This window comes from Syntrophus buswellii (assembly GCF_046097065.1).
Taxonomy (GTDB): Bacteria; Desulfobacterota; Syntrophia; order Syntrophales; family Syntrophaceae; genus Syntrophus; species Syntrophus buswellii.
This window is the reverse complement of the sequence record NZ_CP175563.1, coordinates 693752-712867: the sequence shown is the minus strand read 5'-3', so window position 1 is coordinate 712867 and position 19116 is coordinate 693752. Positions and strand designations below refer to the sequence as shown.

The following is a 19116-nucleotide window of genomic DNA, read 5'->3' as shown; positions in this document are numbered from 1 at the left end:
TACTGATTCAAATATCCGTTCATTTTTTCTATCACGGATCGGACCTGCGGTAAAGACCTGTTTCCGGAATAAACCTCTTTTTTCATTGACAAATCAGCGCTTCCAACCTAAAGATGCCCCGTCACGCAGGCTTTCAGTGCAGGAAAGGAGTCTTTCATCATGGGTATCAGGCGGAATCTCTACTGGGGCTGGTACGTTGTTCTCGGTGCTTTTCTGATCATGGGGATCAATTACGGAGCCCGTTACTGCTTCGGTATTTTTGTGAAGCCCATGTCCCTGGAATATTCATGGTCCCGTTCCGTAATTTCCCTGGGCGCGTCCCTGATGATCCTGACCTATGGAATCGGCGGCATCCTTTCCGGCTATCTGCTGGATCGGATGGCTCCGCGGAAAATCATGATGATCGGCGCCATGCTCGCCTCTTCGGGAATGGTTCTCACGGCCTTTGTGACATCGCCCTGGCAGTACTACCTGACCTATGGACTGCTCTGCGGAGCGGGAACCTCCTGTTTCGGCGTGGTCGTCTGCAGCTCCTCGGTAGGGAAATGGTTTGTGACAAACCGGGGCATGGCCATTGGAACGGCGTCCGTGGGGATCGGGGTGGGAACCATGATTCTGTCCCCCCTGCTGGGGTATATCGTCCAGGAAAGCTGGCGGAAGGGGTTTATCTTTTTAGGGCTTGTCATCCTGATCGGCGTGGCGGGTCTGGCACAGGGGCTGATGAAGAAAACGCCTCCCGATAACGATGGAGGAACATCATGCCCCGGAGCCGGGCAGGCTGGTTCAGAATCGGCCCCGGATTCGACGCAAAAGGACGGACCGGCCCTCTCCCGAACGCCGGCGCCGGCAGCCTCCCTTGCCCGGGTTTTCAGAGACTCCCGATTCTGGCTCCTTGCACTGTGCTACAGCCTGGCCGTCATGTCGGAGATGGCTATCTTTGTTCATCAAGTGGCCTTCGCAATCGACCAGGGCGTCAACAGGATCGCGGCGGCTTCTTCCCTGGGATTTCTCGGGGTGGCCAGCATCCTGGGGCGGTTTTTCTTCGGCTGGTTCAGCGACCGGATATCCGATGCCAAATATGCCTCGAGCATCGGTTTCTTCATGATGGCTCTCGGTGCAGCCATCCTTATGAATGCCGACAGCACGACCACCCTGTTTCTCTACGCCTTTTTCTTCGGCTTCGGATACGGATCCATCGCCCCGATGATGCCTATTCTTCTGGCCGATCGCTTCGGTTCGGACGTGCTGGGGACGACCTATGGCGTGCTGACCTTTTTTGCAGCCGGAATCGGCGGCAGCGCCGGTCCGCTGCTGTGCGGAATGATCTATGACCGGTATGGCTCCTACGATTACGCCTGGCGGATCAATCTTGCCGTCCTGGTGATCATCACCTTCCTCATCATGATTCTGAAGCCCCGGAATCCGGGCTCGTACAGTCCAGGGATGAACCGGACCTGTCGGACTTCTTCCTCGGAGGAATAAGCAGCCGTTCAAGCCTTTCCGACACCTTTCCGGCAAGCTGCTGAAGCAGGCTCGTATCCATCCCCGGATAATAGCGCTCCGGAGAAGCGTCTCCGAGATTGAGGCTGCCGATGAGAACCCCGTCCAGAAACAGAGGAACAACGGCAATGGATTTAAGAAAGTATTTCCGTGTTTTCGGAAACAGCTTGTAAAAGGGGCGGAGATTATCATTGGCAAGGACGGTGGCTGTGTTCCCGGAAAGAATTTCAAGGAAGGATGCCTCATCCAGAATACCCACCTGCTCCTTGAGGCTTTCCGTCATGGCAAGGCGCGCAACCAGATCATTCTTGCCAGTGTGCTGCACAAGGGTAAACCACCGGTAGGGAATGTTGAATTCGGTTTCCAGCTCCCGAAGAACCGTTTCCAGCAATTTCGAGGGGGTGTTGGCCAGATTCAGCACCAGCTCGACCTTCAGAAATTTTCTGGCAATTTCTTCATTTTTTTTCAGCGTATCCAAGATGTCACTCATATATGGCCGCTCCTTCCCCCCTTTTCTTGTACGACAAACTCTTGCGCCCTCATTTCAGGAACGCTCCTTGTCGATGACGATACCGGCTTCATGACGCGGCTCATGGACACATGCCCCGCTTCCCTGCCGTTCCGCGTCGGTCGGCTTTCACCCGGCATGGCACACGTCCGCCCCTTTCCGCCCGACCTTCATAACATGAAGTCTGCAAAGAGGACCACATGATCCGACGGCTTGTCTGCCGTCCGGGAATTCATGTCGATAGCGCATCCACTGCAGCGTTGGGCAAGGCCAGGCGTGGAAAGAATGTGGTCAATGCGCCAGCCCAGTTTTCTTTCCACCGCCCCGGGAACGCGGTAATCAAAAAAGGTGTAGCTCTGCGGCTCGCCTGGATGAAACTTCCGGAACAGGTCCTCCAGCCCCCAGGACTTCACACGGGCAAAGGCATCCCACACCTCGGGCGTAAAGCAGACATGCCCCAGAAGCCGCTTGGGGTCATGGACATCGATGCTTTCCGGGGCCACATTGAGGTCACCGCACCAGATCAGCGAATCGTCCGGCGACCAGTTCCGCTCCAGAAAGCTCCTGAAGCGGTCGTACCAGCGGAGCTTATAGGCAAACTGAGGGTTTTCCTTGCCCCGGCCTTGAGGAACATAGGTATTGATCACCCATATGCCCGAATGGCGGACGGCAATCAACCGATCCTCGTCGGCCTCCTCCCCTCCTGCCCCCAAACCGAGCAGCACGTTTTCAGGATCGCCCAGAGAAGCCACGGCAACACCGTTGTACTGTTTATTTCCCCGAAAAACGATGGAATAGCCGATATCGGAAAAGGCGCCGGCAGGAAAACGGTCATCCGCCACTTTCGTTTCCTGCATGCAGAAGACATTGGGCCGGTTTTCCTCGAGCCAGGAGAGCACGATAGGGAGACGGGATCGAATGGAATTAACGTTGTAGGTGGCGATCTTGAACCGGTCCACCGCTTTTTCCTGATTCTCCTTCATCTTGACGGCTCCTGTCTCCACCCCACGGTGCGTTCCATAAAACAGCCTCAGCAATCCTGATTCGCTTCCCCTGGCCGCCTGAACACGCCCCTTCAATCCGCGGGTGGCTGCTTCGCGTTGAGTTTTTTCAGCATCCGGGCGATCTTTTCCGGAGGCAGAATATATGACGCCGCATTCATTCCGATGGCCTCTCCCGGCATCCCGAAAACGACCGAACTCTCCCTGCTCTGTGCGATGGTAAGCATCCCCTTGTCCTTCATGGCCTTGAGTTCGTGAGCCCCGTCTCTTCCCATTCCCGTCAACAGAACCCCCGCGGCGTTCTTCCCATAGGCGCGAAGCACGGAACGGAAGAGATGGGACACGGAAGGGCGCAGCCCGTGATCCGGCTCGCCTCTCGCCAGGACAATCTTTCCGAAGCCATTCACCCCCATATGCAGGCCGTCCGGTGCGACATAGGCGTGACCCGGACGGATTTCCTGGCCGTTGACGGCAACGGAGACGGGATAATGAGAGGCCCGGGACAGCCAGTCTGCAAACCCGCCGATAAAACCCTGGGTCATATGCTGCACAATGAGGATGGGCGCCTGAAAGTTTTCGGGCAATCCCGACAGGACCGTTTTCAAAACCGTCGGCCCCCCCGTTGATGCGCCTATGGCCACAACATCGAACGGCTGTTGAACCACTTTCCCGACATCCAGGTCATCCGGAACGGTCAGGGCTGCTTCACCCCTGGAATTCCGCGCCCACCGACGCACAACCTTGACCTCGGACATGACCTTCACGGCCCGGATCAGCTCCCGCGCCCGAACATCGATGCCGACGGAAGAGGCGGACGGCTTTTCCAATACCGCCAGCGCCCCCGCTTCAATGGCCCGGAACGTCTTTTCCACCTCGGTGCTGACCCACGCCGCGCTGACGATAAGAATCGGGGTGGGGACTTCCTCCATGATCCTGCGGGTAGCCTCAAGCCCGTCCATGCCGGGCAGGATGACATCCATGGTGATCAGGTCGGGATGAAGGCGCTTCGCCTCCCTGAGGGCCTCCTCACCGCTTTCCACGGCCCCGGCGACGCGGATCTGCGAATCGGAATCCAGGATGGAAATCAGCAGATCCCGAACCACGGGGGAATCCTCCACAATCAGGACGGAAATGTTTTTGTTGTCCTCACAAAAAGGCATTCTCCGATACCTCGTTTATCCCACTCTTCTGATGACATCCAGCAAATTGCTCTGATCAAAACGACTCTTGACGATGTAGGCATTGGCGCCGACATCGATTCCCCGCTCCTTGTCCTCCCGCGATTCCAGGGCCGTGACAAGGATCACCGGCATGTCTGCGAGTTTTTTATCCGCCCGGATCCGGGCCGTTAAATCGAATCCGTTCATCCTGGGCATTTCCACATCGGAAACCACCAGATCAACGGACTCCGTCCGCAGAATCGTCAGGGCGTCGATTCCATCGACCGCCGTCATGACCCGATAGCCGGCAAATTCGAGAATATTGCGAATAAGCGTCCTGGATGTGATGGAATCCTCCACGACGAGAACCGACAGCCGCTGAGATTCCTCGGTGCTCTCCCGTCCGGGCGCCGGCCCTGAAGATCCTCCCGAATCCAGTTGCCTTATGGCGGACTTGATCAGGTCAGCCACATTCAGCACCGGAACCGCCTCGCCGGTTCCCAGTATGGTCGCCCCGGCGATATTTCGCACGCGCACAAGCGGCCCCCCCAGGGGCTTCAGGAGGAATTCCTGTTCATTCCTGATCCGGTCCAGGCCGAACGCAAGGCTTGTGCCGGCGGAGCTCAACACGGCAATCTCCACATGTTCCCGTTGCTGCACCGCATCGACGGCCTGGGGAAAGCCCAATACCGGCCCGAGTGAAACAAAGGACAGGGTCCTGTCATACAGGCGGACTGTTTCCCGGTTTTCCGCCGTCTTGATCTCCGAACGGCGGATTCGCGCCACCCGTTCCACATTTCCAGTGGGAAGAACAAAAAGCTGCCTGCCTGCCTCAACAAGAATACCCCGGAAGGTCGCCAGAATCCTCGGCAGGATGATCCGGATGGCTGTTCCCTGATCCGGTGCGGATTCCGCGGAGATGGAGCCTCCGAGTTTTTCCACCTTTTCCCGAACAATGGCCAGCCCAAGCCCCCTTCCGGAGACATCCGTCAGAATGGGTACCGTGGACAGTCCGGAGAAAAAAATCAGATTCAGCTCATTCTCCCAGGTCAGTTTGTCCGCCTCCTCCCGGGAAAGCAGGCCGCTCCTCAGGGCAGCCCCCCGGACATTGTCCAGGCGGATCCCGGCTCCATCATCCTCCAGCAGGATCTCCACCTTCCCGCTTTCCTTCGATGAAATGCACAGCCTGATTTTCCCCGACGCCGGCTTCCCCTTCTCCAGCCGCCTTTCCGGCGTTTCGATTCCATGATCAACGGCATTTCTGAGAAGGTGTATCAGGGGATCCTTCATCTCCTCCAGGATTCGCCGGTCGATTTCGGTGCCTCCGCCCTCGACCAGGAACTCCGTCTCCTTGCCCAATTCCCGGGCCAAACGTCGAACGGCATGAGGATACATGTCCAGCAGAGAGGAGAAGGGCAGAAAGAGGGTCATCTTCATGTCCTCCAGAAGATGATCGATCCTGCCGCTGAATTCATAAGAATTCTGCTGAAGAGCTCGAGAGGCGGCCTTGAACTCATGCTCCAGCGATGACAACCGCTTCTCGTTTTCTTCAAGAAAATTGATCATTTTCGAAAAAAACGGGAGCGCTTTGCCGTCAATGCCAGCCCCCTCCGCGTGTCCCGGGGCATGCCACACTTTTCTGACTTCCGCGGAAGTCCTGGTCCCCTCCAAGGCCACATCAAGGAGCTTCCACTCCAGGTCCTGCAGATCGGCATACCTGGCCCGGATATTACCTTTAAAAACAGAGAGTTCCTCCACCTGCTGGAACAGGTGGTTCAACCGTTCCGTCGGGATTCTCACCGTGTCCTCGGCCAATCCTCTCCCTTCGGCGGGGGCCGCAGCCCCTTCCGTGGCCGTGTCGGGCAGAGGGGACACCCGGCTGGTTGGTTCCTCTTCACAATGATCCTCGGGTTCCTCCAGCGCTTCTTCCGTCTTCCGCTCCGGTAACCGGCCGGATGCCGCGTCGTCCAGTTTTAAAACCGTCTGCGAGACGAGGGACGCCTCCAGCGCCCGGGAATCGGGAGATTCCGAGGCAAGGATCCGCTCCAGGATATCCATTGCCTCATAGAGAACGTCATACAGGGCAGGTGTCGCCCGCAGGGAGTCATTTTTCAGGGCGGCGAAGACATTTTCCAGCGCCTGGCAGAGAATTTCAATCTCATCCCAGTTGACGGCACGGGCGGCTCCTTTCAGACTGTGAGCCTCCCGAAAGATGGTCTCCAGGATCTCAGGATGCCGTTCCGAATCCTGGCGCCACTCCAGGTCCGCCAGCCCCGCCAGAATCGTTTTTTGATGCTCGGCGGCTTCGACGCGGAAGGTGCCCATAAGCTTTTTCAAAAAGGCTTCCTGCTTGGTTACCATGGCGCCTTACCCGGATTAGAGCCTGTACCGGTCGATCAGCTGCTTGAGCTGCTGACCGAGATCATGGAGATTCTGAGCGGCATTTTCCACCTGCTTCGCCCCGGCAACGTTCTGTGAACTGGCCTGATGGATATTCGTAATGGCAAGCACGACCTGATCCATTCCAACGAGCTGCTGCTGGCTGGACGCCGTAATTTGAGTCGCTGCCTGAGCCGATTCTTCAATGGTATCCGCCAGGCGGCGGAAAGAATCCCCCGCTTCGGACGTCTGCTTCATCCCCGTCTCAACAGCCTTGATCTCCTGCTCCGTCGACATGACCGCCTCACCGACCGCCCGCTGGATTTCGTTCAGGATGGTCCTCACCTGCGCGGTCGCCTGCTTGGACTGCTCCGCCAGGTTTCTCACTTCCTGTGCGACGACGGCAAAGCCTTTTCCCTGATCGCCCGCCTTGGCCGCCTCGATGGCCGCATTGACGGCCAGCAGATTAGACTGATCCGCTATATCGTTGACCGAGGCGATGATCTCCCCGATGGCCTGACTGCGTTCGCTCAATTTCATAATGCTTTCGGAAATGGCGTCGGTCTGGGTCCGAATGAAATTCATTCCCTCCACGGCCAGGTCGATGGCCTTCCGGCCCTGCTGGGAAACATCCGTGGCCTTCCGGGCGCTGTCAAAGACATACTTTGCCTTCTGTGTGGACAGATGGGCGGTCTGCTTGACCTCCTCCACGGTGGATGTGGTTTCGCTGACTGCTGACGCCGTCTGACCGGCCGCCGAGGCCAGCTCCGTGGTCGAGGCGGAAATCTGACTGGCCGAAGAGGCGATGACATTGACGGCTTCCCGGATGGCCTGCATCTCGCCGCGCATCGCGGTGACCATGGCGGCAAAGGCCCTGCCCATGACGTCTCTGTCTGCCGGGGTTTTCACCGTTACCGTGAGGTTTCCGTTAGCGATCTGCTGGAACAGCTCGGCTTTTTCCTGGAGAGACTGGGTCATCTTCATGAAGGACCGCGCCAGCACGCCGATTTCATCCTGACGGTTCTCGTCCGAAATCTGAACACTGAGGTCGCCCTCTGCAATCTGCTCCGCCGCTGAAACGACTTTTTCCAGCGGACGGGTCAAACTCCTCGAAAACAAGTAGAAAAAAGCGGCGGCGATCAGCAGTGAGAAGACCCCTACACCGGCGATCAGATTGCCGGTAAAGATCGCCGGCTTGAGCAGCTCCGACCGGGATATCGTCGTGAGCGCCGTCCAGCCTGCGACTTTCATGTTCGAAAAGGCAAGCACCTTGTCCACGCCCTCGAATTGATACTCCACCACCCCGGTTTCCTGCTTCGCGACTTTTTCCACCATGTGCTCCAAACCTCTGACCTGCTTGTAGTTGAGCTTCAGGATGTTCTCCTTCACGGGGTGCGCCAGTATGTAACCCTCTTTGTCCACCAGCAGGGAATACCCGGTTTGCCCGATTTTTACCCTGTTCACCATCTCCATCAGGTGGGTGACATTGATCATGCAGCTCGCCACGCCGATGATTCTTTGATTCTTTCCCGAGAAAATCGGGCAGGCGGCCATGCAGACCAGATTGCCGGTCGCTTTGGATTTGACCACATCGCCGAGGTTGCACTGGCCCTGAAGGGCCTTTCGGTAGTACTCCCGGTCCGAGGCATTGATTCCGACATCCCTTCCCTTGACACCGTCGGCGAAGACAAGCCCGTCCCGCCCGAAGAGGACAATCGTATCATAACGGTCGCCGGCGGCCTCCCGTATCTTGCCGAGTTCGCGCTGAGCGAGGGCGATTTCACTCCCGCTTGCCTCTCTGCCGGCCTCTGCCACCTTTTCCGCGGCAGCCACAACACTGTTGGAAAGTGAAATCGCCTGGGCCAGGCGCAGTTCCTCCGAAAGTCCAAGGTCGATGGTATCCGACAATACCTTGGACACATTCAGCATCTCTTCATGGGCAATAGACGAAATGCTGTCTGTCGCCTTGTAAACCGAGGCAATGCCGATCACGATCAAGGGAATGACAACAACCAGAAGGCCACCGGCCAGCAGCTTCGTCCCCAGTTTTCTCTTCATCTTTCGCCTGTACCCCTTTCTTTATATAGCCTCATCCCTCGTCATTGACCAGGATCCGGTCATCGGAGAGGATTTTTTCCGCCTGCAGCACAATTGTACCCGTATCCGTGACACCGGCCAGATAGTTTTCACGAACGCCGGTCAGGGTCGGGAGGGATGGCTGCAGGGAATCCTTCGGAATCTCCTGGATGCCCAGAAGGCCGTCGGCAACAATCCCCACCTCCATCGTTCCATGACGGACAACAATCAGTTTATGGAGGTCCGTCAATCCGCTGTCAGGAAGATCGAAAAATTTTTTAATGTCCATGACGGACAGAATCCGCCCCCGGACATTTGCGATTCCCAGGATGAAACCGGGCAACCCGGGCAGATACGTCAAATTCCGAAGCGGCATCGTCTCGGTGACGCACCGGGCTTCGATGGCATACCGCTCCCCTGCCAGCATAAAGGAAAGGACCTCCAGGCAGGGAACGGATTGAGCCGATGCCTCCGGCTCTTTCGCCAGGCGCAGGGCGCGCTCCTTCAGAATTCTTTTAATGTCTTCCCCGTCCGTAACCGGTGAAGCGTCCTTGGATTGCCTCGATTCCGCCAAATCGCCCCTCACTTAAAGAAAAGATCATCCTCCCGGTGGGAAGAAACTCTGCATCTCCGCCATCACGATAATGTCTCGTAACCTCCCGGCCGTCACCCCATCGGATTCCGGGATGATATCCTCCGGCTGATAGTTCTGCAGCATCAAAAGGGCATGTTCAAAATGCTTCGACGAGAGGGTGATCCGCCCTCTTTGCCGGGCAAGGCTACCCAGGGTAAAATGGGCCAGAACAAAATCCGGCTTCAGATAAAGGGCGCAACGAAGGGCCTTCTCCGCTTCATCAAAGGCCTTCTGCTCAATGAGAATAACAGCCCGGAGATAGTGACAGCCCGGATCAAGCTTATGAATTGAAAGTGCTTTTTCACACGCCGTTCGGGCTTCCTGGAGATTCCCCGAATCCGCATAAAGCCTGGCCATCAGTGCATACCCCTGGAAATGTTCCGGATTCTGCTCAAGAAAGGCCTTCAGGATGTCTTCGCATTCCCGGTGGCTTCCCTCCCGGAAAAGGTGCAGGGCCTTTTCACAGGGGCATTCCTCTGCTTCCTCGGCAGCCGTTTCCCCGACCGGAAGTTCAGGAGGAAGGGGCGCATTCCGTTCCAAGAGCGGATCCGCACTCCACAATGCAGCGGAAACAGTCGCATCCCCCGGCGGAACGGACGGCTCGCTCAAGGAACCGGACGGGCCGTTGGCCGCCATTCCCTCTTCAGGGGCATTCCAGGGGGAATAGAGCGCCAGTTCTCCTCCCCGATTCTCCTCCTTCTGGTAGAGAATCACCCCGGGAAAGGTGACCGAAACAAATGAAGTCGAGAGCAGATGAAAGCCTTCCGTGACACTGGGAATGGCCCAGCCGCCATCAATGAGCGCCCGGTGGAACCGTTGGATGATCCTTTTCGCCAGCGCGGGCTCCATATACATCAGGACATTCCTGCAGAAGATGATGTCCATGGCGTTCGTGTTGTTGAAGAGCGAAGGATAAGGATCCGAAGCCAGGTTAAGATAATTGAAGGTGACCATCTCCCTGATCTTGTCTGAAATCCGGTAGCTGCCGTCCATCGTCCTGGTAAAATACTGATCCTTGAGCCATTGGAAACTACCGCGGAACGACCATTCCCGGTAAATTCCCTGGGCGGCTCTTTCCAGGAAACGCGCATTGATATCCGTAGCCAGCAGGGTGATCCGCCATTTTTCAATGTCCGGAATAAGGCGTTGCAGCAGGATGGCGAGCGTGTAAGGCTCTTCACCCGTTGCACAGCCGGCGCTCCAGATCCTCAGATATTTCATGCGCCGGCGGGAAGCGATCAACTCCGGAAGAATATATTTTTCCAACGCCTCCAGGCTGATCATTTCCCGGAAAAAATAGGTTTCTCCAATCGTCAGATAGCCGGCCAGCATCTCAACCTGCCGCCGCGTCAGCTTTGTGGAAAGCAGCCAGGAGACGAACGGCTCGATGGAGCCAAAAGAGAATTCCCCCGCAGCCGACAACAGGCGCCGCTTCAGGTCCGGCAGACGATCCTGCGGAAAGTGCAGCCCCATCTGGAGGGTGATCCACTGGGTCAACTGCCGCCATTGTTCATCAGAAATCAACCGGTCCATGCCCCTCTATGAGAATTGCAGCAGTTCCAAATCCAGAAGATCATGATCCTTCGGGGAGAGATAGCTTTCCGGATTCTGAAAGATCAGGAGTTCCTCACCGTTTTTGACAATGCCCTCGACGGACTTCAGCGAACGTGTAATCTCCTTCGCAGCGGTCCACTGCCCTTCATTGCATTCCTGCAATCCAAGAACGTCATCCACCCAAAGGGCTGCCATCCGTCGCTCAAGCTGCAGAACAATCAGACGATCACTCAATTTCAGGCCTCGCTCCGGAAGACCGCAGCACAGGCGAAGGGAAACGACCGGGACGATCCCGCCCCGTATGTTGACGACCCCGGCAACAACCGAAGGCGATCCCGGCAGCGTCGTTATTTCGACCATGGGAACCACCCTCTGCACAAAGGATATGTCGAGGGCATAGTTCCGATTCTCGACGCGAAACACCAGAAGCCGGCAGGGAAAATGTTTCAAGCTCTCATTCATAAAAAAGCGGACACTGCGTTTACTATCATGTTTTTCTTGAATATTGAAGCATTCAGATTCCATCCTGAAGAGATTTTTCCCAGGTTTCGGGATGGGTCTCTGTCCGGGCTGCAAGAACAGCGCTCCGACAGCGCCTCCTGTGCGCCCTGCGGTCTGCACGGGCGCGGCCTCCGAGGTGGAGCCACCTTCTTTCTCAAAATTTTCAACACCTTTATAAACGAGAGAACCGGTTTTGTCACGAAATCGTTGAAAGAAAAAGGGCAGGCGGGGCGGCGCGGACGCTCACGGGGATTTTCTGCAGATTTCAGGGATATTCCGATAATGCCTTCCGATATTCACGAATCAGAACAGCCTTGTCGATCCCGTGATCGATGAAATCCCAGGGGAGGAATTCCGAGAGGCCCTTGGGGCGGTAGACATAAAAATCCGGATTGAGAGGAACTTTTTTCAGTGCCTGGGACCAGTTGCCCTCCAGTTGATGAACCTCTGCGAGGATTTGGCCGACCCGGCGATCCCCCAGGGAGAGCAGCGTCTGAATGTAATTCCATTTGGGGAGATCGTGAAAAACCTGCACGGGCCCCTCATTGTGAAGGGCCTTTTTGATTCTTCGAAGTTTTTTTTTAACGTCCTTCACCTCCTCCAGGGGATGCCACTGGAAAGGGGTGAAAGGCTTGGGAATGAACTGATTGACGCTCAAGGTGATCCGCCTGAAGGGTTTTTTCCCCTTTGAAAGCTGGAGGGCCTGGTGGCGGATTTTCCGCGTAAGACGAATGAGACCTTCGATGTCCGCCTCGGTTTCCGTCGGCAACCCGACCATGAAGTACAGGCGTATTTGCCGGATACCCTGTTGAACCAGGTGCTCCAGGGCAGAAAAGATATGATCCTCGGAAATTCCCTTGTTCAGGACATCCCGCAGGCGCTGTGTTCCCGCCTCCGGTGCCAGCGCCACGGTCTCCACCCCCGATTCCCGGAGCAGACCGGCCATTTCCGCAGATACTCGATCCATGCGCAGCGAACTGAGGGCAAAAGTGCCTCCCCCTTCCAGAACGCAGCGGCACAGATCGGCCAGTTGGGGATGGTCGGAAACCGCCGTGCCCAGCAGACCGATTCTCTTTCCTTCGGAAATACCCCGAACGAAAGAGGGTTCAAGGGCCTCCTTTCGCCGAAAGCGGACGGGCCGGTACACGAACCCGGCGGCACAGAAGCGGCATCCCCGTGCACAGCCGCGGCTTACCTCCGCCAGGAAGAGATCGCCGAATTCTGAACCCGGTGTTGAAATGACCTGATCGGTTCGAAACGCGGAGAGGTCCTTTTCCCATCGTCTCCGGATTTTCCGGGGCAGTGAGGAATCAACGGGCTGAACATCCTCCAGCGTCCCATCGGGCCGATAAGAAACGGAATAAAGCTGAGGGACATAAACGCCCGGCACACGCCGCTGTACGTCAAAAAGGAGCTCCCGGCGATCCGGACCCTGAATCAAGGCTTCCCGGTACAGAGCGGCCAATTCAGGAAGCGCCTCTTCCGCTTCCCCTATGAGGAAAAGATCAATGAACGAACTCAAAGGCTCGGGATTGAGGGTTACAGCAATTCCCCCGGCCATGACCAGCGGCTCGAAATCTTTGCGCAGCGAGGCCTGAAGTGAAATTCCAGCCCCCGCGAGCAGGGCGAGCACATGGGGATAATCGTTTTCAAAGGGGATGGAAAAGGCGATAATATCAAATTCTTTCAGGGGTTTCTGGGATTCCAGGCTAACCGGACTCTTCCCCCGGGGTGCATCGCCTTCTCCCGGTGGAGAGAAAAAGACCCTCTCGCAAAGACAGAAAGGCAGATCGTTCAGAAGGCTGTAGACCGCCTGGTAGCCGAGATTTGCCATTCCGATGCGGTAAGCATTCGGGTAGGCGAGACAGACCGTCAACTTGTCTCCCCAGGCCTTCCGGCAGTATCCTTTCTCCTGCGCTAAAAGCTGTTGATCCCTCTTGTGCTGCTTCCAGGACATGGCAATACCAGATCCGCATGATTCCCGCTGCGGCGATTTCTCCTTCCCGGCATGTGTGCGGTCAATGGCTCTGAATCCCGCAATCGGCTTCCGGGTAGCCCCCTGTCAAAGCCCTGGCTGCGTCCGGATCGCCTTGCCGGTCTTGTGAGATGCAACCCGGGATCAATCCGCCTGGCGCCGCAGGAATGTTGGAATTTCCAGGTCGGGATCCTCCGTATCGTCAATCAGCCCCATCCGGATGACGTTCATATCGCTGTTACCGGAAGCGCTCTTGCGCATGAACGCCGGGACGGCAATGTCGCGATTGCGGTTCGCTCCCAGGGAAGCCAGATTGGCCAGGCCCTGGCGCTTCTTTCCAACATCCTCGAAGCCGGTGGCGATGACGGTAATCCGTATCTCATCGCCCATGGATTCATCGACAACCGTACCAAAAATGATATTGGCCTCATCATGCGCCTCCGCCTGAATCAGCGAGGAGGCCTCATTGATTTCAAAGAGGGTCATGTCCGGACCGCCGGTAATGTTCAGCAGCACACCCCGCGCCCCCTGGATCGTATTGTCTTCCAGAAGCGGCGACGAAATGGCCCTCTGCGCGGCTTCCACTGCACGGTTTTCCCCGCTGGCTGAACCGGTGCCCATCAGGGCAAGCCCCATTTCCGACATGACGCTTTTCACATCGGCAAAATCCAGGTTGATCAGCCCGGGAATCGTGATCAGGTCGGAAATCCCTTTGACGGCCTGATACAGGATATCATCCGCTTTTTTGAACGTCTCAAGAAGGGAGAGGTTTCTTCCACCCAGGCTCAGGAGCCGCTGGTTGGGAACCACGATGAGGGTATCGACAATCCTTCTCAAGTCATCAATGCCTTCATCCGCCTGGCTGTTGCGCTTCTTGCCCTCGAACTGAAAGGGCTTCGTCACGACGGCTACCGTCAGGGCCCCCAGCTCCTTGGCAATTTCAGCCACGACGGGAGCTCCCCCTGTCCCCGTGCCACCGCCCTGGCCGGCGGTTACAAAAACCATGTCCGCCCCTTCAATGTGCTGACGGACCAGGTCCCGAGTCTCCATGGCGGCCCTTTTCCCCACATCCGGATTCGAACCGGCCCCAAGACCCCGGGTGACCTCCTCGCCCAGCTGAATTTTCACGGATGCGAGCGATTGCCCAAGGGCCTGCGCATCTGTGTTGGCTACGATAAAATCAACCCCCTGAAGGTTGGAGCGAATCATGGTATTAATTGCGTTTCCACCACCACCACCGATACCAACGACCTTGATCTTTGCCGAACTGAAATTTGATGATTCTGACAATTCAAACATGATTCCCCCCTAGAAGAATTCTAATAACCATTTTTTGAATCTGGCGAATGCGTCCCCCGCATTCCCTTTATCGCCTTTCCTCACAACGATCTTGGATAGATTCTTGCTGCCGTACAGGACAAGGCCGACCCCCGTTGCATGCATGGGGCTGTTCACCACATCGGTCAACCCCCCGATGCCCTTGGGATACCCTCTCCGGACCGGCATATTGAAAATCTGCTCCGCCAGCTCCGTAATGCCGTCCAGGAGGGATGTCCCACCGGTCAGCACGACGCCCGCGGCCAGAACATCTTCATAGCCGGAACGAACGATCTCTTTATACGCCATGGTCAAAATTTCTTCGGCACGCGCTTCAATGATCCGTCCCAGAATCTGCCGCGATACGGAACGGGGCTCTCTTCCCCCCACGCTGGGAACCTCAATGGTGTCCTCCTTGGAAATCATAGGCGGATAGGCGCAGCCGAAGTCGATTTTTATCTTTTCCGCCTCATTGAGGGGCGTCCTGAGGCCCGTGGCAATATCGCTGGTCACATAGTTTCCACCGACGGAAATCACCGCCGTGTGGCGGATACTCCCCTCACCAAAAACGGCGATGTTCGTCGTGCCCCCTCCGATGTCCAGCAGAGCCACTCCCAGATCCCGCTCATCATCGCTGAGAACGGCCTGGCTGGCCGCCAGATGCTCGAGGACGATGTCGTTGATGTCCAGGCCGACACGGGTGACGGATTTCTCAATATTCTGTATGGAGGTCCCTGAACCGGTCACCACATGGACCTTGGCCTCCAGCCTGACCCCGGACATGCCCACAGGGTCCCTGATCCCGTCCTGTTCATCCACAACATAGCTCTGGGCAAGGGTATGGAGAATCTGCCTGTCCAAGGGGATGGCGATCGCCTTGGCCGCTTCGATGGCCCGCTCCAAATCATCGTTTCCGACCTCCCGCCCCTTGACGGCTACAATGCCGAGGCTGTTTTGCGCCTTGATATGCCCGCCGGCGATTCCCGTGAAAACGGATCCGATTTCACACCCGGACATGCGCTCAGCCTCTTCAACCGCCTTTTTGACAGCCTCTACCGTGCTGTCGATATTGACCACGACCCCTTTTCTCAATCCGTCCGAGGGATGCGAACCAATGCCGATAATATCAATTCCCGTATCTGTTATTTCTCCGACAATGGCACAGGTCTTTGTCGTGCCTATATCCAATCCGACGATGACATTTCCCTGCATACCCATGTATTCCGTCCACCTTTCTTGATAGATGTGATGCCGATCCGATCTTCCGATTGCGCTACAGCTTGTATTCCTTCCGCAGATTTGCAGTCCCTGCGGGAGCGGGGATATTTCTCCTGGAAACAGTCACTTTCAGGGGATTTCTCAAATCGATCCGGAAGAACCCTCCACCAAGGGGACGCCGTTCCAGATCCTCGAGAATCGGAGACAGGCGCTGCAATTTGTCACCATAGCCGTCAAACCCGAGGACAAGGCACAGTCCGTTGTCGGTAAAAACCGAAAGCCCCAGAACCTCATTGCCTTGAATCTCCGATATCCGCTCAAGGGTTGGATACGATTTGGAAACCGCAAGATCGCCTAACAGGCGCAGTGCGCTCTTCAGCAGCGACTCGTTCAATTTGCCCTGAATGTAGAGACCCGTCAGCACAGGAAGATCGATTTCATCGTTCTTTCCCAGCTTCTTGAAGATAACGCCTTCCCGGTCCATCAGATAAAGATTGGCATCCTGTCGAATCACGGCGACGGCGGAACGCTCAACAATCTGAAGCACGAGGCGGTCCGGCAGCTCTCGGCCGATCGTGGCCGTCTTTATCCAGGGATTCGCTGTGATCCGCCGCAAAATGGCTTCTTCATTCAACGCCAGCAGACTCTGTGAAGACGTTACCGAACTGAGACGAAGCACTTCCTTTTCCGTGACTTCCCGGCACCCGCGAACGACTGTTTCCCGTATATGGAAACAGGGTGCGCTGATGGTGAAGTTGTAAACGAAGATCAGCAGAACGCCGATGACCATCACCGCACAGACCAGCAGAATCGACCGGGTCATGTCCAGGAAGATGGTTCTGCCGCGACGTTTCAACCGATACTTTCTTGCTTCCAGCTTTCTTCTGAAAGCCCTCTTCATCCATCCTCTCCGACAATCTGGACCTCGGCTTCCAGATGGACGTCCCGGCAGTCTCTTACCCGAATCCTGACCTCTTCCATCAGATCCATAATTTCGGCAGTCCGGGCATGCCCCAGATTGACGATAAAGTTGCCGTGCAGTTCAGAAACCATGGCATCTCCCCGGCGTGTCCCCTTCAGTCCGGCTTCCTCAATCAGCCGCCCGGCAGGCATACTTCGAGGATTTTTAAAGATGGAACCCGCATTGCGCAGGTTCAGCGGATGCTTTCTTTTTCGCAGGGAAAGGATTTCCTCAATCTTCGCCGCGATCTCTTCCCGGTTGCCCGGAGACAGAACGAACTCGGCACTGACGATCACAGCGGCATCAGGAAGAACCAGGCGACGGTACTCAAAGGAGAGATCCCGCCGGGACAGGGTCTCCAGCTCCTGGTGCTCATTCAGAACGGCAATCTCCGCCACCACGTCCTTCATTTCGATCCCATAGGCCCCGGCATTCATTCGAACCGCCCCACCGACACTACCGGGGATGCCGGCGCAGAGCTCCATGCCGGTCAGGGATTCCCGCTGGCAGAGACGCACGATCGCCGCAAGGGCGACCCCCGCTTCGGCCCGGACCCGCACCTTCCCTTCGGCACCTGGCACCCAGGACAGTTGTTTGAGCCCCTGCAGAGAGACAGCAACCCCACGGTACCCTCCATCCCGGACAAGCAGATTGGTCCCGTTGCCCAGGGCCAGAAAAGGCACCCGGCTTTTCCGAAGGAGGGAAAGCAGATGAGCCAGCTCCTGCCGATTCTGAGGGAAGACCAGGACGTCCGCAGGCCCCCCCACTCCCATGGACGTATAACGGCCCAGGGGTTCATCAAAGAGGACGGGGCCCGAAACACAGGATGTCAACTGCTCTTTGAAAGAGGCGTCAAGCGGCACGGGATTTTTTAACCTCCTTCAGTCGGTTCAACAGGGACATCCCCACGGAATTGACGCTTCCCGCGCCCTGGGTGATGACCAGATCCTCCGGCTGAACGATGGACAGCAGATAATTCGTGATTTCTTCAAAACCAGGCATGTAGAGCACTTCGCGCTGGGTGAAGGAGCGGATGCCGTCACAAAGAGCAGCCGCCGTCACCCCTTCAATGGGATCCTCGCTGGCGGGATAGATGTCCGTCACGATCAGAAGATCCGCCTCAGTAAAGGCTCCCAGAAATTCGCGGAAAAGGGCCTGGGTCCGCGTGTAACGGTGGGGTTGAAACACCACGATCATCCTGTCCTTCCATACCTGTCTCGCCGCCGCGAGCGTCGCGCTGATTTCCGTGGGGTGATGGCCATAGTCATCCACAACGGTGACTCCGGCTTCTTTTCCCTTGATCTCCAGTCTTCGGCCCACGCCGACATAACTTTTCAACCCCTCCCGGATGGCCGCCATGGTCATCTCCAGTTCCCTTGCCACCGCAACCGTGGCCAGGGAATTATAAACGTTAAAGAGACCCGGGACGGAAAGCTCCACATTTCCCAGACATTCCGTTCGGCAATAGAGCTTGTACTCCGTCGTTCCCCCGTTAAAGCGGATATCCTCCGCCCGGTAGTCCGCAGTCGGCTCCAGGCCGTATGTGAGCGTCTTCCGCTTGATGTCCGGAAGGATGGCTTTGACGTTGGGATCGTCCTGACAAAGAACGACGGATCCGTAAAAGGGAACGATATTGGCGAACTGGAGAAAGGCGGTCTTGATGTCCTCGATGTCCCGGTAATAATCGAGATGTTCCCGGTCGATATTGGTAATGACGGCCAGAGACGGAGACAGTTTCAGGAAAGAGCCGTCGCTTTCATCCGCCTCGGCCACGATGAAGTCCCCGTGGCCCATCCGGGCATTACTCCCGATGCTGCCCAGCTTTCCGCCGATCACCATGGTTGGATCCAGCCCGCCTGTGGCCATCACCGTCGCGATCATCGAGGTGGTCGTCGTCTTGCCGTGACTCCCCGATACGGCGATGGACACTTTCATCTTCAGCAGCTCCGCCAGCATTTCCGCCCTGGGTATGACGGGAATCGCCCTTCGATGCGCCTCCAGCACCTCGGGATTGTCCCGCCGGACCGCCGTTGAGGTCACCACCACATCGGTATCGCCCAGGTTAGCGGCCTGATGCCCCTGAAACACCGCAGCGCCAAGCGCAACAAGATGTTCGGTGGTGTCCGAAGTTTTCAGGTCCGATCCGCTGACGGCATAGCCCAGATTCAACAGGACCTCGGCAATTCCACTCATCCCGATACCGCCGATCCCGACGAAATGAATGCGACGTACCTTTTTGCGCATGACATCTGTTACTCTGTAGAGCCTCATGGCGTTCAACGGTATTCCCCTTTGCTGTAAGGGCTAAAATCCCTTTATGTAGTGTAAATTT

Annotated in this window: 15 protein-coding genes; 1 reads left to right on the top strand and 14 read right to left on the bottom strand. The window is 56.7% G+C overall.

The window, feature by feature from the left end; translation table 11 throughout:
• The first annotated feature begins 159 nt into the window (after positions 1–159).
• A complete protein-coding gene (locus ACJ77P_RS03245) occupies positions 160–1482 on the top strand; it encodes an MFS transporter (protein ID WP_367360958.1) in 1323 nt (440 codons plus the stop codon).
• On the opposite strand, the gene ACJ77P_RS03240 is transcribed toward ACJ77P_RS03245, so the two are convergent.
• The 14 genes from ACJ77P_RS03240 to murC form a co-directional block, all read right to left on the bottom strand.
• The gene (locus tag ACJ77P_RS03240; RefSeq protein WP_408998965.1) at positions 1400–1990 is read right to left on the bottom strand and encodes a GAF domain-containing protein; all 591 of its coding nucleotides are present in this window, start codon (positions 1988–1990) and stop codon (positions 1400–1402) included. The genes ACJ77P_RS03245 and ACJ77P_RS03240 overlap by 83 nt on opposite strands.
• Positions 1991–2178: 188 nt before the next feature.
• On the bottom strand, positions 2179–2991 hold the full coding sequence (xth, locus tag ACJ77P_RS03235) for an exodeoxyribonuclease III (protein ID WP_408998964.1): 813 nt from the start codon (positions 2989–2991) through the stop codon (positions 2179–2181).
• Positions 2992–3083: 92 nt separating this feature from the next.
• A complete protein-coding gene (gene cheB / locus ACJ77P_RS03230) occupies positions 3084–4169 on the bottom strand; it encodes a chemotaxis-specific protein-glutamate methyltransferase CheB (protein ID WP_408998963.1) in 1086 nt (361 codons plus the stop codon).
• A gap of 15 nt (positions 4170–4184) precedes the next feature.
• Complete coding sequence (locus ACJ77P_RS03225; RefSeq protein WP_408998962.1) at positions 4185–6506, bottom strand: response regulator; 2322 nt, start codon at positions 6504–6506, stop codon at positions 4185–4187.
• A 39-nt stretch (positions 6507–6545) separates the two neighbouring features.
• Positions 6546–8606: a methyl-accepting chemotaxis protein gene (locus ACJ77P_RS03220; protein ID WP_408998961.1), complete on the bottom strand. Its 2061-nt coding sequence runs from the start codon at positions 8604–8606 to the stop codon at positions 6546–6548.
• A gap of 31 nt (positions 8607–8637) precedes the next feature.
• Positions 8638–9210, bottom strand: coding sequence for a chemotaxis protein CheW (locus tag ACJ77P_RS03215; RefSeq protein WP_367360964.1), 573 nt, complete (start codon positions 9208–9210; stop codon positions 8638–8640).
• A gap of 12 nt (positions 9211–9222) precedes the next feature.
• On the bottom strand, positions 9223–10791 hold the full coding sequence (locus ACJ77P_RS03210) for a CheR family methyltransferase (protein ID WP_367360965.1): 1569 nt from the start codon (positions 10789–10791) through the stop codon (positions 9223–9225).
• A gap of 6 nt (positions 10792–10797) precedes the next feature.
• On the bottom strand, positions 10798–11262 hold the full coding sequence (locus ACJ77P_RS03205) for a chemotaxis protein CheW (protein WP_408998960.1): 465 nt from the start codon (positions 11260–11262) through the stop codon (positions 10798–10800).
• Between the two features lie 316 nt (positions 11263–11578).
• Positions 11579–13270 (bottom strand): radical SAM protein, encoded by a 1692-nt coding sequence (locus tag ACJ77P_RS03200; RefSeq protein WP_367360967.1) that lies wholly within the window; start codon positions 13268–13270, stop codon positions 11579–11581.
• 162 nt (positions 13271–13432) lie between these two features.
• The gene (gene ftsZ / locus ACJ77P_RS03195) at positions 13433–14587 is read right to left on the bottom strand and encodes a cell division protein FtsZ (protein WP_408998959.1); all 1155 of its coding nucleotides are present in this window, start codon (positions 14585–14587) and stop codon (positions 13433–13435) included.
• Positions 14588–14596: 9 nt separating this feature from the next.
• Entirely contained in the window at positions 14597–15823 is a 1227-nt protein-coding gene (ftsA, locus tag ACJ77P_RS03190; protein ID WP_408998958.1) for a cell division protein FtsA, read from the bottom strand.
• A gap of 55 nt (positions 15824–15878) precedes the next feature.
• Complete coding sequence (locus tag ACJ77P_RS03185) at positions 15879–16724, bottom strand: cell division protein FtsQ/DivIB (RefSeq protein WP_367360970.1); 846 nt, start codon at positions 16722–16724, stop codon at positions 15879–15881.
• Complete coding sequence (murB, locus tag ACJ77P_RS03180) at positions 16721–17647, bottom strand: UDP-N-acetylmuramate dehydrogenase (protein ID WP_367360971.1); 927 nt, start codon at positions 17645–17647, stop codon at positions 16721–16723. Before murB ends, ACJ77P_RS03185 begins: the two co-directional genes overlap by 4 nt.
• The gene (gene murC, locus ACJ77P_RS03175) at positions 17637–19028 is read right to left on the bottom strand and encodes a UDP-N-acetylmuramate--L-alanine ligase (protein ID WP_408998957.1); all 1392 of its coding nucleotides are present in this window, start codon (positions 19026–19028) and stop codon (positions 17637–17639) included. The genes murB and murC overlap by 11 nt, the downstream gene beginning before the upstream one ends.
• Between the last annotated feature and the right edge of the window lie 88 nt (positions 19029–19116).

Coding starts and splice junctions, on each gene's coding strand:
- ACJ77P_RS03210 (WP_367360965.1), bottom strand. CDS start 10,791: ATGGACCGGTTGATTTCTGATGAACAATGGCGGCAGTTGACCCAGTGG.
- cheB (WP_408998963.1), bottom strand. CDS start 4,169: ATGCCTTTTTGTGAGGACAACAAAAACATTTCCGTCCTGATTGTGGAG.
- ACJ77P_RS03185 (WP_367360970.1), bottom strand. CDS start 16,724: ATGAAGAGGGCTTTCAGAAGAAAGCTGGAAGCAAGAAAGTATCGGTTG.
- murC (WP_408998957.1), bottom strand. CDS start 19,028: ATGCGCAAAAAGGTACGTCGCATTCATTTCGTCGGGATCGGCGGTATC.
- ACJ77P_RS03200 (WP_367360967.1), bottom strand. CDS start 13,270: ATGTCCTGGAAGCAGCACAAGAGGGATCAACAGCTTTTAGCGCAGGAG.
- ACJ77P_RS03240 (WP_408998965.1), bottom strand. CDS start 1,990: ATGAGTGACATCTTGGATACGCTGAAAAAAAATGAAGAAATTGCCAGA.
- ftsA (WP_408998958.1), bottom strand. CDS start 15,823: ATGGGTATGCAGGGAAATGTCATCGTCGGATTGGATATAGGCACGACA.
- ftsZ (WP_408998959.1), bottom strand. CDS start 14,587: ATGTTTGAATTGTCAGAATCATCAAATTTCAGTTCGGCAAAGATCAAG.
- xth (WP_408998964.1), bottom strand. CDS start 2,991: ATGAAGGAGAATCAGGAAAAAGCGGTGGACCGGTTCAAGATCGCCACC.
- ACJ77P_RS03220 (WP_408998961.1), bottom strand. CDS start 8,606: ATGAAGAGAAAACTGGGGACGAAGCTGCTGGCCGGTGGCCTTCTGGTT.
- ACJ77P_RS03245 (WP_367360958.1), top strand. CDS start 160: ATGGGTATCAGGCGGAATCTCTACTGGGGCTGGTACGTTGTTCTCGGT.